Annotated in this window: 12 protein-coding genes; 5 read left to right on the top strand and 7 right to left on the bottom strand. The window is 60.6% G+C overall.

Features of this window, described 5'->3' with window-relative positions; genetic code table 11:
• The first annotated feature begins 124 nt into the window (after positions 1-124).
• From LG31_RS0109695 to LG31_RS0109680, 4 genes are all read left to right on the top strand, one after another.
• Complete coding sequence (locus LG31_RS0109695) at positions 125-625, top strand: hypothetical protein (protein ID WP_033114271.1); 501 nt, start codon at positions 125-127, stop codon at positions 623-625.
• 302 nt (positions 626-927) lie between these two features.
• Positions 928-2,460 (top strand): efflux RND transporter periplasmic adaptor subunit, encoded by a 1,533-nt coding sequence (locus LG31_RS0109690; protein WP_033114270.1) that lies wholly within the window; start codon positions 928-930, stop codon positions 2,458-2,460.
• A gap of 76 nt (positions 2,461-2,536) precedes the next feature.
• On the top strand, positions 2,537-5,665 hold the full coding sequence (locus LG31_RS0109685) for an efflux RND transporter permease subunit (protein ID WP_033114269.1): 3,129 nt from the start codon (positions 2,537-2,539) through the stop codon (positions 5,663-5,665).
• Between the two features lie 44 nt (positions 5,666-5,709).
• A complete protein-coding gene (locus LG31_RS0109680; RefSeq protein ID WP_033114268.1) occupies positions 5,710-6,066 on the top strand; it encodes a copper-binding protein in 357 nt (118 codons plus the stop codon).
• Between the two features lie 108 nt (positions 6,067-6,174).
• Here the strand turns inward: LG31_RS0109680 and LG31_RS0109675 are convergent, their stop codons facing one another.
• From LG31_RS0109675 to LG31_RS0109655, 5 genes are all read right to left on the bottom strand, one after another.
• Positions 6,175-7,092: an ABC transporter substrate-binding protein gene (locus LG31_RS0109675; RefSeq protein ID WP_033114267.1), complete on the bottom strand. Its 918-nt coding sequence runs from the start codon at positions 7,090-7,092 to the stop codon at positions 6,175-6,177.
• 85 nt (positions 7,093-7,177) lie between these two features.
• Positions 7,178-7,981, bottom strand: coding sequence for an ABC transporter ATP-binding protein (locus LG31_RS0109670; protein WP_033114266.1), 804 nt, complete (start codon positions 7,979-7,981; stop codon positions 7,178-7,180).
• Positions 7,981-9,018, bottom strand: a complete 1,038-nt coding sequence (locus tag LG31_RS0109665) for a FecCD family ABC transporter permease (protein WP_033114265.1) — start codon at positions 9,016-9,018, stop codon at positions 7,981-7,983. Before LG31_RS0109665 ends, LG31_RS0109670 begins: the two co-directional genes overlap by 1 nt.
• A 7-nt stretch (positions 9,019-9,025) precedes the next feature.
• Positions 9,026-10,042: a FecCD family ABC transporter permease gene (locus LG31_RS0109660; RefSeq protein WP_033114264.1), complete on the bottom strand. Its 1,017-nt coding sequence runs from the start codon at positions 10,040-10,042 to the stop codon at positions 9,026-9,028.
• A gap of 176 nt (positions 10,043-10,218) precedes the next feature.
• Positions 10,219-11,022 (bottom strand): siderophore-interacting protein, encoded by an 804-nt coding sequence (locus tag LG31_RS0109655; RefSeq protein ID WP_033114263.1) that lies wholly within the window; start codon positions 11,020-11,022, stop codon positions 10,219-10,221.
• A 322-nt stretch (positions 11,023-11,344) separates the two neighbouring features.
• Here LG31_RS0109655 and LG31_RS0109650 point away from each other — a divergent pair, with 322 nt between their 5' ends.
• Complete coding sequence (locus LG31_RS0109650; protein ID WP_033114262.1) at positions 11,345-12,862, top strand: HD domain-containing phosphohydrolase; 1,518 nt, start codon at positions 11,345-11,347, stop codon at positions 12,860-12,862.
• Positions 12,863-12,942: 80 nt separating this feature from the next.
• Here the strand turns inward: LG31_RS0109650 and LG31_RS0109645 are convergent, their stop codons facing one another.
• Together LG31_RS0109645 and dnaQ are read right to left on the bottom strand one after the other, a co-directional pair.
• Positions 12,943-14,208: a TIGR03503 family protein gene (locus tag LG31_RS0109645; protein WP_033114261.1), complete on the bottom strand. Its 1,266-nt coding sequence runs from the start codon at positions 14,206-14,208 to the stop codon at positions 12,943-12,945.
• A complete protein-coding gene (gene dnaQ / locus LG31_RS0109640; protein ID WP_033114260.1) occupies positions 14,205-14,939 on the bottom strand; it encodes a DNA polymerase III subunit epsilon in 735 nt (244 codons plus the stop codon). Before dnaQ ends, LG31_RS0109645 begins: the two co-directional genes overlap by 4 nt.
• Positions 14,940-14,976 lie beyond the last annotated feature (37 nt).

Below are 14,976 nucleotides of genomic sequence, written 5' to 3'. Positions count from 1 at the left end.
CCCCCGCACCTGCGGGGGTCTTTTTTATATCTTCTTCCCCTTCATGGTGCCTGCGAGCGCGCCTTGACCTTATCCCTGTGGCAAGGTTTACAGTCCAACCATCTGATCCAGAAGGATATCCAGTTTGTCACTCATCCAGCTTGCTGCAAGATTGCCCTGCGTTGCTCTGGCCCGGCTGTTGCTGGCGCTGCTGCTCGTGTGCAATCTGACCCTCTGCATCAGCTGGCATGCTTCTCCCCTCTCCTCCGAGACGACCCAAAGCAGCCCCCTGCCGATGGTGATGTTCGATTCATCCATGGCGATGGCGGATGGCGAGCTCTCTCATGCAATGCCCGCCATGGATCACCCGGGCGATGGCATGACCCTCTCCTGCCATCAGGGAAACGATGGGTCAGCCATGGGCGATGAGTGCCAGATGCAGACCGGCGTCAATGCCCTCTCCTTTGGGGCGATGGCTCTGCTGGGGGTACTGGTCGCCCTGCTGATCTTCCCCCTGCTGCTTGGCAGCAACTTCGCAACTGCACTGCTTGATAACTGGTTGCGGGATCCCTTCCTGCGATCCCGCGGTACCCATCCTCCCTCCTGGCCACGCCGACACCTGATGCTGTCGGTGCTGCGCCACTAGAACGATCTTCTCCCGTGCATGGGGCAAGGCTCACCTTGCCCCTATCTGCACACCTTTATCGCTTGACCCTGTGACCACTGGCCCCGCCAGCAACAGGGAGCCGTGCGTCCGCTGACTCGTCAGCAACGCCCCGTTTGCCGCCAGCCCCTTTGGTGTTGCCTTGCACCTCACCCGCCCGGCGGCCTGCACAAGAGAAGAGATGTCATGTCACCAGCCCACTTTTCACCGTCCAAGGTTGCTGCCTTCGCGGGCGCCTTATCCTCCTGCACTTTTTGCATGCAGATCCGCGCCGGAGGCCTGTTATGAACAAGACCATCCTGATGTCGGCCCTATTGCTCGCCCTTGGCGCCGGTGGCGGCTACTGGGCCGCCAAACAGAGCACCGCTGACACCGCGGCCAAGGAGAAGACGCCGCTCTACTGGGTCAACCCCATGGATCCACGCGACAAGCGCGACGGCCCCGCCAAGGACAACATGGGAATGGACTTTATCCCCGTCTATGAGGAGCAAAAAAACGGCTCGCCGGGCACAGTCACCATCAGCCCAGAGATCCAGCAGAATCTGGGGGTACGGCTGGCCAAGGTCGAACGGTTGCCCATCCACCAGCAGATTGAGACCGTGGGTTACGTCGGCTATGACGAAGATCGGCTGGAGGCCATCAACGCCCGCATGGCGGGCTGGATCCGCACCCTCGCCATCAAGAGCGAAGGGCAGAAGGTCACCAAGGGGAGCCTTATCTACGAGCTCTACGCGCCGGATCTGGTCAACGCCCAGCACGAATACCTGCTCGCCCTCAACACCGCCAACCCCCTGCTGCTACGCGCCGCCGAGGGCAAGCTCAAGTCCCTGCAGGTGCCGCCTGATCAAATCGCCGCCCTTAAACGCAGCCGTCAGGTGCGCGAAACCATCAGCATTTACGCCCCCAGCAGCGGCTATGTCTCTGAGCTCAAAGTGCGCGAAGGGCAGTACGTGGAGCCCGCCGCAGCGCTGTTCAATATCAGCACCCTGCAGCAGGTGTGGGTCAGCGCCGAGGTGTTCGAGCGCCAGGCCGCCCAGCTGAAAGTCGGCGATCCGGTCACCATGACCCTGGACTATGCACCCGGCCGCAGCTGGCAAGGTAAGGTGGATTACCTCTATCCGACCCTGGATGCCGCCACTCGCACCCTCAAGGTGCGGCTGCGCTTTGACAACCCGGATGAGTTTTTGAAACCCAATATGTTCGCCGAGGTGGCCATTCGCACTGGCAAAGGAGAACCGCAGCTGGTGGTGCCGAGCGAAGCGGTGATCCGCACCGGCAGTCAGGATCGGCTGGTACTGGCGCTGGGGGATGGCAACTTCAAGTCGGTCGCCGTCACCCTCGGCCCCCAGTTTGGCGACAAGGTGGCCATCAAGGCGGGGGTGGAAGCGGATGACAGCATAGTCAGCTCGGCCCAGTTCCTGCTCGATTCGGAATCGGCCATCGACTCGGACTTCCTGCGCATGACGGCGGTACGCCCTGCCCAAGTGTGGACTCAAGGGACTGTACAGAGCATCGATCTGGCCAATCGCACTCTGATGGTGGCCCACCAACCCATCCCCGAGTGGCAGTGGCCCGCCATGGAGATGGAGTTCACCGTCGCCGAAGGGGTCGACATGAGCACGCTGGCCGAGGGGCAAACCCTCCATCTGCAGGTGATGCAGGAGGGGGATGAGTACCGTATCACCACCATCTATCAGGAGAAGTCACCCGCTACTGACGGCGACGTCAAGCCCGCAACGGATGAGATGGAGAAGATGGAAGGCATGGACCATAGCCAGCATCAGATGGCGATGCCCGAGATGGAGAAGAAGTCATGATACCGTCGATCTCTTGCCGCTTTACTAGCAACCATGTCCTGCCATTCACGCCACGCCTAGAGGAAGGAGCCAGATCATGATCCCTTCCATCATTCGCTGGTCCGTGGGCAACCGCTTCCTAGTGCTGCTATTGACCCTCATGCTCACCGCCTGGGGGCTCTGGTCGGTCAAACAGACACCGGTGGATGCCCTGCCGGATCTCTCCGACGTGCAGGTGATCATCAAGACTTCCTACCCGGGCCAAGCACCTCAGGTGGTGGAGGATCAGGTGACCTACCCGCTCACCACCGCCATGCTGGCGGTGCCGGGGGCCACCACGGTGCGCGGCTACTCCTTCTTCGGCGACTCCTTCGTCTATGTGCTGTTTGACGACAACACCGACCTCTACTGGGCCCGCGCCCGGGTGCTGGAGTATCTGAGCCAGGTTGCCCCCAACCTGCCCGCCTCAGCCCGACCCCAGCTCGGCCCCGATGCCACCGGGGTGGGTTGGGTCTACCAGTACGCGCTGGTGGACAGAACCGGCAAGCACGACCTCAGCCAGCTCACCTCGCTGCAAAACTGGTTCCTCAAGTACGAGCTGCAGACGGTGGACGGGGTCTCAGAAGTCGCCACCGTGGGCGGCATGGTGCGCCAGTATCAGGTGCAGGTCGACCCGGGCAAGCTGCGCGCCTACGGCATCCCGCTCTCTCTTATCGAGACCGCCATCAAGCAGGGCAATCAGGAGACCGGTGCCTCCGTCATCGAGATGGCGGAAGCGGAGTACATGGTGCGCTCCAATGGCTATTTGAAGAGCGTCGAGGATCTGAAGCAGATCCCGCTCGGTACCACGGTACGCGGCGCTCCGCTGCTGCTAGGGGATGTGGCGGATGTGGTCACCGGCCCCCAGATGCGGCGCGGCATTGCCGAGCTCAACGGCGAAGGTGAAGTGGTGGGCGGCATCATTGTGATGCGCTACGGCGAGAATGCCCAGCACACCATAGACGGGGTCAAGGCGCGACTGGCGGAGCTGAAAAGCAGCCTGCCAGAGGGGGTGGAGATCGTCACCGTCTACGATCGATCCGATCTTATCCAGCGCGCCATCGACAACCTCTCCGGCAAGCTGCTGGAAGAGTTCGCGGTAGTGGTGCTGGTCTGCCTCGCCTTCCTGTTCCATCTGCGCTCGTCACTGGTAGTGGTCATCACCTTGCCCATCGCTATTCTGGTGGCCTTTATCGTGATGCACCTGCAGGGGATCAACGCCAACATCATGTCCCTTGGTGGTATCGCCATCGCCATCGGCGCCATGGTGGATGGCGCCATCGTGATGATTGAGAACGTCCACAAGCATATGGAGCGGGAGGCGCTCACCGACAAGAACCGCTGGCGCATCATCACCGAGGCGAGCATCGAAGTGGGTCCCGCCATCTTCTTCTCCCTGCTGATCATCACCATCAGCTTCCTGCCGGTATTTGCGCTGGAGGCGCAGGAGGGACGGATGTTCCACCCTCTTGCCTACACCAAGACCTACGCCATGGCAGCGGCGGCCGCGCTCGCCATCACGCTGGTACCAGTGATCATGGGTTACTTCATCCGTGGCAAGGTGCTGGCCGAGCAGGCCAACCCGCTGAACCGCTGGCTGAGCCAGGGCTATGTGCCACTGCTGAAAGCCGTGCTGGCCCGCCCGAAAACCACCCTGGCCATCGCCGCCGTGGTGACCATCGCGGGCTTCTGGCCGCTCAAGTACCTGGGCTCCGAATTCATACCGCCGCTCGATGAGGGGGACATCATGTATATGCCCACCACCGCGGCCAATATCTCGGTGGGCAAGGCGCGGGAAATTTTGCAGCAGACCGACAAGCTGATTCGTACCGTGCCCGAGGTGCAGAACGTGTTCGGCAAGGCGGGGCGCGCCGAGACCGCTACCGACCCCGCTGATCTGGTGATGATGGAGACCAGCATCCAGCTCAAGCCACGCGATCAGTGGCGCCCCGGCATGACTCCGGAGAAGCTCAAGGAGGAGCTCGACTCCCTCATCCGCTTCCCCGGCCTTACCAACGCCTGGGTGCCCCCCATCAAGACCCGCATCGACATGCTGGCGACCGGCATCAAAACCCCGGTCGGTATCAAGATAGCTGGGCCGGATCTCAAGGTGATCCAGCAGCTTGGCCAGCAGCTGGAGCAGATCGTCGGCAAGGTGGAGGGCGCGGCATCGGTCTACGCCGAGCGGGTGGCGGGCGGCCGCTACGTCAAGGTGGATATCGACCGGCTGAAAGCGGCCCGCTATGGCCTCAACATCGCCGATGTGCAGGCGGTGCTCGCCACCGCAGTGGGCGGCATGGAGGTGGGCCAGACCATCGAGGGGCGCGAGCGCTACCCCATCAACCTGCGCTATCCACAGAGCTATCGCGACTCGGTAGCCAGCCTCGAGCTGCTGCCGGTGGTGACGCCGAGCGGTGCGCGCATCGCCCTGGCGGACGTGGCGCGGGTCTATATCAGCGACGAGGCCCCCATGCTGCGCAGCGAAAACGCGCGGCTCAACGGCTGGGTCTACGTCGATATTCGCGGCCGCGATATCGGCTCTTTTGTCGCGCAAGCCAAAGCCGAAGTGGGCAAGCAGCTGATGCTGCCGGCGGGCTACGCCCTCACCTGGTCGGGCCAATACGAATACATGGAGCGGGCCAAGGCGCGCCTCGCCTACGTGGTGCCATTAACCGTCGCCATTATCGTGCTGCTGCTCTATCTGGCGTTTCGCCGCTTTCAGGAGGTGCTGCTCATTCTCACCACTTTGCCGCTGGCGGTAGTGGGGGGGATCTGGACCCTCTGGCTGCTCGACTTCAACCTCTCGGTAGCGGTCGGGGTGGGCTTTATCGCTCTGGCCGGGGTAGCGGTGGAGACGGGCGTGCTGATGCTGGTCTACCTCAACCACGCCTGGGATGAGCTGATGGCTAGCGGCAAACCGGATCAAGCGGGTCTGCACCGGGCGGTGATCCACGGCGCCGCCCTGCGCCTGCGCCCCAAGATGATGACGGTGGTGACCATCATCGCGGGCCTATTGCCCATCATGTGGAGCCACGGCACCGGATCCGAGGTGATGCAGCGCATCGCCGCGCCGATGATCGGCGGCATGGTGAGCGCGCTGGTGCTGACTCTGCTGGTACTGCCTGCAGCCTACTACCTGTGGCGCAGTCGCAGCCTTGGCAAGAGCGCGAACCCGCAATCCGAATAACCCGATTTCACGATCCATATTGACTGAACGATGAGGAAACCATCATGAACTACAAAACGCTGACCCTGACATTGCTGCTTGGCCTTGCCTCTCTCCAAGCCCGGGCTGAGATGACCATGAGCCATGAGGGGCACGATATGTCCCAGATGGAGGGGATGAATATGCAGATGACCGGAGAGCAGGTGATGACCAAAGGGGTCATTACCCGCCTCGACGAGGCCAACGGCAAAATCGGCATCAAGCATGAGGCGATCAACAACCTCAAGATGCCTGCCATGACCATGGTGTTTCGGGTGGCTGATCCGGCCCTGCTCAAGGATCTGAAGGTGGGGGATGCGGTGCGTTTTCACGCCGAGAATCCGGCCGGCAAACTCACCCTCACCAAACTCCAGCCGCAGTAAATGCCCGGCTCACTCCGGACCGCACGGATAAACAAAGAGGGAGGCATCAGCCTCCCTCTTCTTTTGCTCAATCTTTTCGTTTGGTCAACCTCAAGTGTGCGATGGCGCTCAGCTGCGGGTTGCCAGCAACTGCTCCACATCTGCAATCACCTGCAATGCTGCCTGCGGGCCGCCGCTTGAGGTCCAGAGCGACCCGTCCACGGCGCCAAAGCGCTTGGCCTTTATCACCGGCAACTGCTGGAACGCAGGGGTCTGTTCCGCCTGACGCATGGCATCCACCGCATCGCCGGTAGCGCTCAGGGTACCGATCACCAGCCAGTCGGCATCCAGCAGATTGAGGGACTCAAGACTCAGGGGCGGCGAGTGAGGGGCGCCGGTACCCTGCTGCTTGCTTGGGCGTACCAGCCCCATCGACTCCACCACGCTGCTGGCAAACGTCCCCTGATACATAAAGCTCGGCCCCTTGGGATTCCAGCGCACTATGCTGATGCTCTCCCCCTGATGGTCTGCCAGCTTGCTGCGCGCCTCTGCCAGCCGCTCTTCATAACGCTTGAGGAAAGCCTCCCCCTCCTTGTCGCGGTTGAGGGTATGAGCGGTGCGGCGGAACATATCCAGCCACGGCTCGCCCCACTTGCCGGTGACCACGGTCGGCGCGATCTCACCCAGCAGGGCCAGCAGCTCGGGACGGGTCTGGCCGGTCAGGATAAGGTCGGGCTCCAGCGCAATCAGCGACTCCAGATTGGGGCTGTCGAGATCGCCGATCACCTTGATATCGCTTACCCCCTTCTCCAGCAGGTAACGTGGCATGGTGGGCTGGCCACGACCATTGACGGCACCGATGGGGGTCAGCCCCAGGGTCAGGGCGCTGTCGAGATCGAACTCGCTCAAGGTCACCACTCGCAGTGGCTTGACCGGCACCTGCACCTGTTGGCCAAACGCATCGGTCACTTCACGCATCTCCTGCGCCTGAACCAGCGGCGCGGCCAGCATCAGAATGGCTGTTGTCAGGGCGGCAAAACGCTTCATCATCTCACTCCTGTGTTGTGCTGCTTGCATACAAGTCAGCGGTGGGAAGGTTCGCGAAACAGGCCGATGCCGGTTTCGCACAATCTCAACTGGCCGACCGCCATTGGCTGACTTGCTCATGGCGGCGCGGCACGATAACGGGCGCACCGTCACCGGGGGCATGCAGAATGTCGACACTGGTCTGGTAGAGCCGGTCAATCAGAGACTTGGTCACCACCTCCCGGGCCGGGCCCATGGCGGCAATCTCGCCATTGCCGATGGCGATCAGCTCGTCGCAGTAGCGGGCCGCCATCGCCAGATCATGGATCACCAGCAGCACGGTTTTGCCCTCGGCGGTGATGCGGTGGATAGCCTCCATGACCTCGGTCTGGTGGCCGATATCGAGGGCGCTGGTAGGCTCGTCGAGCAGCACCATGTCGCTGTCCTGCGCCAGGATCATCGCAAGCCACGCCCGCTGCGCCTGCCCGCCGGAGAGAGATGCGGCGCTCTGCTGCCAGATCCCCTCAAGCTGCATCCGCTCGCAGGCGATGCGCACCATGCGGGCATCCTCCTCTCCCCACTGATTGAACCAGCCCTGATGGGGATGGCGGCCATATTGCACCAGCTGCTCCACCAGAATGCCGGCAGGCAGGGTCGGTCGCTGGGGCAGATAGGCGAGCTCCCGTGCCAACCCCTTCATGGGGTAGCTGGAAAGCGGCTTGCCCTTGAGCAGGATCTCGCCGCTTTGGGCTTTCATCTGGCCGGATAACAGCTTGAGCAGGGTCGATTTACCGCAGCCGTTGGGGCCGACGATCCCCACCAGCTTGCCCCTCGGCACGCTGAAGGAGATATCCCGCAAAATGGGGGTCTGCTGATAGGCGAAATGGAGGCGATTTACGGTGAGCGTCATCAGTCAGCCCTCTGGCGATCGTTAACAAGAAGAAAAAGCAGCAACAGGCCGCCGAGAATGCGGGTCATGATGCCGGTCGCCACCTCGTGGGGGCTGGCCAGCACCCGGACCAGGGTATCGCTGGCAAGCAGCAGCAGGGCACCGCTGAGTGCCGCCAGCCAGAGCGGCACCACCCGATCTTTCACCAGCCAGGAGGCGAGAATGGGGGCCGCCATGGCGATAAAGACCACGGGGCCGCCGATGGCGGTGCCGAGCGCTGCCACCAGGATGGCCTGCGCCAGAATGCCCAGCTGCACCCGATCGCCGTTGACGCCAAGCCCTCTGGCCATCTCGGGACCAAAGCGCAGCACCGCCAGCGAGCGGGAGAGATAGACAATCCAGGGGCAGAGCAGCAGCAACAGGATGGCGATGGGAGTGATGGTGCTGTAACCCACGGCGATAAAGCTGCCCATGTTCCACAGATAGAGGGAGCTCAGGTGCAACAGGGCCTGAGTGGACATCACAAACTGGCCGAGCGCCTCGAACAGCTCGGAGAGGCCGATACCGATCACCACGAACAGATAGCCCTGCTCACCCGGTTTGCGGCAGAGGGCATAGAGCACCAGCGCCGCGAAGATGGCTCCGATGGGCGCGGCCCACCAGGGCCAGCTCCCCACAGTCAGATAGAGGGAGAAGACGATGATGGCCAGAGAGGCCCCGTTGTTGACTCCCACCATGTCGGGGGTGGCCAGCCGATTGCGAACCAGAGTTTGCACCAGACAGCCGGAGAGCCCCATGGCGGCCCCCGCCACCACCACCCCAAGGATGCGCGGCAGCCGGATCTTGAACAGGGTGAGCTGCTCAAGCCGGGTCCCCTCCCCCAGCAGGGTGTTGACCACCCCGGCAAAGCCGAGCTTGCCGCCGCCAACGCTCAGGGCCAGCAGAGCAAGCGCCAGCAGCGCCATGGCCAGCAGAGCCAGCCAGCGCCAGCTCGGCAGATGGATCAGCACAGAGCGGTTGCCGGCCCGCAGGCAGAGCATATCGGTAGGTGTGCGCATCAGCCCCTCACTTGACGGTCAGCAGGGTACGAAAGCCCCCGCGATGAACAATGGCGATCAGCACAGGTGCACCGATCAGGGCCAGAATAACCCCGTTGGGCAGCTCGAACGGCTGGATCAGCCAGCGCGCCAGAATGTCGGCCAACAGCAGAAACAGCATGCCGAACAGGGCGGAGAAACAGACCTGCACCGACAGCTTCACCGGCTCTACCAGTCGGCCACAGTAGGCGGCCAGAAAGCCGACAAAGCCGATGGGGCCGGCGATGGCGATGGCACTGGCGGTAAACAGGGTGGCGGCCAACAGCACGCCAATCCGCACCCGATTGGGGCGGATCCCGAGTGCCTGGGCCTGACTGTCCCCCATCTGCATCAGGGTCAGCTGGCGACAGAGCAGCAGGGTGATGACAAACGCCGCCAGCACGAAGGGCAGCACGGCGACGATGGCATCGAGATTGGCCGCCGACAGGGAGCCGAGGTTCCAGAAGCGGTACTGCTCCAGCACCATCTTGTTGGAGAGCAGCAGAAAGCTGGAGAGACCGCCGAAAGTGGCGGAGAGCGCCACCCCGACCAGAATCAGCTTGAGGGGGTTGGATCGGCCAATCATCATGCCGAGCCCCAGCACAATCACGTTGCCAAGCAGCGCGCCGAGTCCGGCCCAGAGCAGATAGCCGTAGGCGGACTCCACCCCGAACCAGGTAAGCCCCACCACCAGCGCAAAAACGGCCCCGGCGTTAACCCCGAGCAGACCAGGTTCTGCCAGCGGGTTGCGGGTCGCGCTCTGCAACAAGGAGGCAGCCAGAGATAAAGAGGCACCGACCACCATGGCACAGAGGGTGCGCGGCAGTCGCAAGGTATTGAGCACCATGGCGAGCTTCTCGTCATTAACCCACAGGGGATTGTGCGTCAGATACCCGAACACCTCGCGGGCACCATAGACGCCGGCACCGGTAGCCAGCGAGAGGCAAAACAGCGTGCAGAGAAGGAGCAATGCCAGCCAGAACAGATGGGTCTGGTACTTAACCACCCTTTACGACTCCTTGCGTTGGGGTCTGACAGCATGCAGCCAAACCGACGTGAAAACAGGGCGCTCTTGTGTCAACGGAAATAAAAACGCCGCCCGGACGAATACCCGGACGGCGCAATACTAAATGCAAATCATTTTTATTTGCAAGTTTTGATGTGTGACGGGCTCTCTTCTGCTCAGCTATCCATCACATCATGGCGGGTCTGATGATAGGCCTCTTCACTCTTGCCCCGGCGCCAGTACGGCACCGCATAGAGCGATTGACGCTCCACGTCGAGCACGCCGCGGCAATGGCGACGCAGCGGCAGCACCAGCGCCTCTTCCCCGCCTAGCCAGAAGAAACCGCCATCCCGAGAGAGAGGCAAGGCCTGCACATGCTCCAGAATGCCGCTGGTTGCAGGCTCTCCCACAAACCAGTGACAGCGTACACCGACCGGCAGTGTCAGCGGCTGAGCATCCGCCTGATCCGGCACCAGTATGGCAATCTCCCCGCTGGCATCGGCAGGCATCACTTCACACATCGCCATGATGGCTGGCAAGGCGGTGAGATCGCCCACCAGAGAGTAGTGCTCTGCCGGTTGCAGCATGGGGTTGGGGCCACCCGGCCCGGACAGGATCACCTTATCCTCCGGCTTGGCGTGGGTAGCAAAGGCGCTGGCTGGCCCACTATCGCCATGAAGAACAAAGTCGATATCGAGCTCCAGCTCATCACGGCGAAATACACGGATGGTGTAGGTGCGGATGACCGGCTTATCCGCCGGATTGCTCCAGCGCGGGCCGCCCGCCGTCATGGCAGGCATGACGGGTTCGCTCTGATGAGGCTGGGCCAGCATCACCTTGATATGGGCGCCACCGCAGGTAAAGGGATAATCGGCCAGTTCACGGCCGCCAAAGGTGATGCGCCGCAGATGAGGGGTAAGTTGTTGCACTCGCTTGACCGTCACCAGACGGGGGCGATTGGGAGGCAGGCTCTGGGTCACGGATAAACTCCTCTTCGAATCAGTCTGCATGCTACCTTTAAATAGGAATAATTATCAAATGAGATCTATTCTCGCCTTCATCCTTAATCCGAAGCGGATTGGCTTTTTCCCTCTTGCGGCTCAACCGAGCGAGGGACACAAGGTGGTGCATTGGGACACCTTGATTCACAACAGAAAGCTCGCACCTCACCTGGATTGACCAAAGGGTTCCATTTGCTTATTTCGACCATAGTTTTGCGAGATCAAATTTTATTTCTCAATAAGTTTCCTATCCTTAGTTGAGCAGTTAATGTAAGCACAGGATGCCAAACAGGATTGTATGATGGATGACGAAATCCTGATTATTGATGACGACGATCTTGCTCTCACCGATGTGCAGCAAGCGGGCTGGAAAGTGATGATCGTTGACGATGAACCCGAGGTTCATCGCATCACCAAGATCACCCTGAACAAGTTCGAGTTTGACAATCGCCCCATCGACTTTCTGCACGCCTATTCCGCAGCACAAGCCAAGGAGCTGCTGGCGACTACGCCGGATGTCGCCCTGCTGCTGCTGGATGTGGTGATGGAAGTCGACCATGCCGGTCTCGACGTCGTCAAATACGTCCGCGAAGATCTGCAAAACAAGATGGTGCGCATCGTGCTCAGAACCGGCCAGCCCGGTCAGGCACCGGAAGATGACGTTGTCACCAACTATGACATCAACGACTACAAGGACAAGACCGAGCTTACCTCACAGAAGCTGCGAACCCTGCTGCGTGCCAGTCTGCGTTCATATAGAGATATCCGCACTCTGGAGAGCAACCGGCAGGGGCTCGAGAAAGTTATCGAAGCCTCCAAGGGAATTTTCGAGAAGCGGGCCCTACGCCAATTTGTTGAGGGAGCACAGGAGCAGCTGAGCGCCCTGCTCCATCTGGGGGAAACCCAAATCTACGACGTAAAGCAATACACCTACGAGGTAAAGGATCAGCTGCTTGAACCCCTGCTGCCGGGTCACGCCGCGATGCGGCTGACAGATGCTCCCGAGATCCTGCGCCAGGCGATGGCACAGGGCAGCAATGTCTACAGCACCAACCAGATGGTTCTCTACTGCCAAAACCCTCGCCACCACCTGTTGTTCCATATAGAGACAACGCGCCAGCTCAGCCAGATCGATACCAGCCTGCTCACTCTCTTTACCGAAAACATCATAGTGGCGCTGGAGAACATCCGTCTCAACGAAGTGATCGCCGATAACCAACGCGAGATCATCTACCGCATCGGTGAACTGGTCGAAACCCGCTCCAAAGAGTCGGGGCTGCATGTCAAACGGGTCGCGCTCTATACCGAGCAGTTCTGCCATCTGCTCGGAATGAGCGAAGAGCAGAGCGAGCTGATAAAACGCGCTTCACCGCTGCACGATATCGGCAAGGTCGGCATCCCTGATGCCATCTTGCACAAGCCGGGCAAGCTGACCCCGGAAGAGTGGGAGATCATGAAAACCCATGCCCAACTGGGACAGGACATGCTCTCCGGCAGCGACTTGGCACTGTTCCAGATCGGCGCCACCATAGCGGGCAATCACCATGAAAAGTGGAATGGCAGCGGCTATCCACGCGGTCTGAAAGGGGCAGATATCCCGCTGGAGGGACGCATTGTGGCACTGGCAGATGTATTCGATGCACTGGGTTCTGACCGCTGCTACAAGAAGGCATGGCCGCTGGAAAAGGTGCTGGCTCTCATCGAAGAGGAGAAGGGACAACACTTCGATCCCCAGCTGGTCGAGCTGATGATGGCCAATCTCGACAAGTTCCTCGAGATCCGCGAGCAGAACAAGGATGTCTATATCGGCGAACACTAGCCCTTCTTTCCCAACTAACATTCGAAAATGCACAATAAAAAACCGCCCAAAGGGCGGTTTTTTATTGTTTGAACTTGCCGTTATTGCTCTGGCAAGTTGAGATCCAGCTTGGCGGCTGGTTGTTCTGCTTGCTGGCTTTCTGCTTGAGCTGCTGCCAGGGCACGTTTCAACGCCTTGCGTTTTTGCAGGATGATAAACCCGACCCCGCCCAGAATAACCAATAGCCCGCCACCACCGGCCAGCGCCCAGATCAACCAGCCCATTCCCCCCTTCTCTTCCGCTTTCTCGGTCGCTTTGGCGCTGGAGGTTGGCTCGGCAGCAGAGACCGGCGGCGGAGGTGGAGGTGCCGGCGGGAAGACATTGAAGGTTTTCACCGGCATAGCGATCTTCACTTCACGGCCAAGGCGGGTGGTACCGTAGAGCGCGGCCTCTACCTGATATTGTCCAGGCTCCTTGATGACGGAAAAATCGACATCCAGTTTGGGAGCAGTCGCCACTTCGCTAAACGAGTAGTAGCCTCCAGTCTTGCTGGTGACTGTGCCCTTGAGCGCCACAGAGGCAGGATCCATCTCATCACGGTCGACCAGCAGTGACAACTTGGCCCCCAGCTCTTCGGAGGGAGGCGCCAGGTTGTAGGTAAATGGATAAGGATAAAGCAGCACATCCTGATAGCGGGCCCGGACAAACACCTGATTGCCGGTACTGAACATGGCGCGGTATTTGCCCGCCGGAATATCCTGCAGGATCGCCTCCGCCGTCATGACGCCATCACCAGGTACCTCATCAAGCCCCTTGCCATCATCAAGGTAGTGGCCAATCTCCTGATCGAGCACTGTATTCTGCTTGCCAGGATCGCTGAAGGATTGCAGTTTGACTCTCATTCCCAGATCGGAGAGGTAGTACTTGTCCTTGGGGGGCTGGCCATCGATCGAGAGCCACGCCTTGAGCTTGACCACTTCTCCCTGATAGAGCTGCATCGGCAAGGCGGCGATGTCCATCCGGATATCGGAGAGGATCCGCACCCGGTTGTCGGGATCCACCTCGCCAATTGCCTGCCACGGGCCCGGCATGGGATTGCGCAGGGTAATGAGATCATGCTCCGGCAGCGCCAGCCAGCCCACATCATCCGGCTTGACTTTGCCCACGTAGAGCTTGCTGCCATCGGGGCGCACCAGGATCACCGAGGGGGTGCCCGGCTTGCGCTTGATGATGAAGGTGATCTCCTTCACCCCGTAATCGATGCGAAAGCGGTTATCCAGCAGCGGAATATCGGAAGGGGCAAATACCTCGGTCGCCGAAGCGCCGAGCGACCCCAGCAATAGAAAAGAGGCCAGCCACTTGCTCATTGCCGCCACAGACAACTCCCTCCCTTCTTCTGCACCAGATCCAGTCTTGCCTCGTGCAGCGCCTGCACCTCTTCACCCGCTCTGATCACCTTGAGCGCCGGTCGGTTGCTCTCCAGCCGGCGGATACTGGTGTCCTGATTGCTCTCGTTTTCACTGCTTTCGGTAGCCAGATTGAGTTTGGTCTGGCCGCCGGTCATCAGCAGATAGACATCAGCCAGGATCTCCGCATCGAGCAAAGCCCCGTGCAGGGTCCGGTGCGAGTTGTCGATGCCGTAACGATCGCAGAGCACATCCAGGTTGTTGCGCTTGCCCGGGAAGAGATCCCGCGCCATCGCCAGGGTATCGGTGATGGAGCAGATATCCGCGGTCTTGAAGTTGAGCCCGAGCTTGCTGAACTCGTAGTCCATGAAGCTCACGTCAAACGGCGCGTTATGGGCAATAAGCTCGGCACCACGGATGAACTCGAGGAACTCGTCGGCTATCTGGCTAAAAGAGGGTTTGTCGCGCAGGAACTCGTCGGTAATCCCGTGAACCTGGATAGCTTCCGGGTCCACCAGCCGATCCGGCTTGATATAGACGTGGTAGTGGTTACCGGTGAGCTTGCGGTTGATCACCTCCACACAGCCGATTTCGATGATGCGATGGCCAAGGTAAACTGGGCCGCCACTGGTATTCATACCCGTGGTTTCAGTATCCAGAATGATCTGGCGATTCAGTTGGGGTGTGTTCATGATCCAATCTATGTCAAACTTCGGCTTTACTCGCTAG

Origin of the sequence: Aeromonas lacus (assembly GCF_000764665.1) — a bacterium.
GTDB lineage: Bacteria > Pseudomonadota > Gammaproteobacteria > Enterobacterales > Aeromonadaceae > Aeromonas > Aeromonas lacus.
Note: the sequence above shows the minus strand (reverse complement) of the source record. Positions and strands in the feature narration are given on the sequence as shown.

Excerpts from the sequence above, each read along its gene's own strand:
- dnaQ (WP_033114260.1), bottom strand. The coding sequence starts at position 14,939 with ATGAACACACCCCAACTGAATCGCCAGATCATTCTGGATACTGAAACC.
- LG31_RS0109645 (WP_033114261.1), bottom strand. The coding sequence starts at position 14,208 with ATGAGCAAGTGGCTGGCCTCTTTTCTATTGCTGGGGTCGCTCGGCGCT.
- LG31_RS0109675 (WP_033114267.1), bottom strand. The coding sequence starts at position 7,092 with ATGAAGCGTTTTGCCGCCCTGACAACAGCCATTCTGATGCTGGCCGCG.
- LG31_RS0109665 (WP_033114265.1), bottom strand. The coding sequence starts at position 9,018 with ATGCGCACACCTACCGATATGCTCTGCCTGCGGGCCGGCAACCGCTCT.
- LG31_RS0109650 (WP_033114262.1), top strand. The coding sequence starts at position 11,345 with ATGGATGACGAAATCCTGATTATTGATGACGACGATCTTGCTCTCACC.
- LG31_RS0109690 (WP_033114270.1), top strand. The coding sequence starts at position 928 with ATGAACAAGACCATCCTGATGTCGGCCCTATTGCTCGCCCTTGGCGCC.
- LG31_RS0109680 (WP_033114268.1), top strand. The coding sequence starts at position 5,710 with ATGAACTACAAAACGCTGACCCTGACATTGCTGCTTGGCCTTGCCTCT.
- LG31_RS0109670 (WP_033114266.1), bottom strand. The coding sequence starts at position 7,981 with ATGACGCTCACCGTAAATCGCCTCCATTTCGCCTATCAGCAGACCCCC.
- LG31_RS0109685 (WP_033114269.1), top strand. The coding sequence starts at position 2,537 with ATGATCCCTTCCATCATTCGCTGGTCCGTGGGCAACCGCTTCCTAGTG.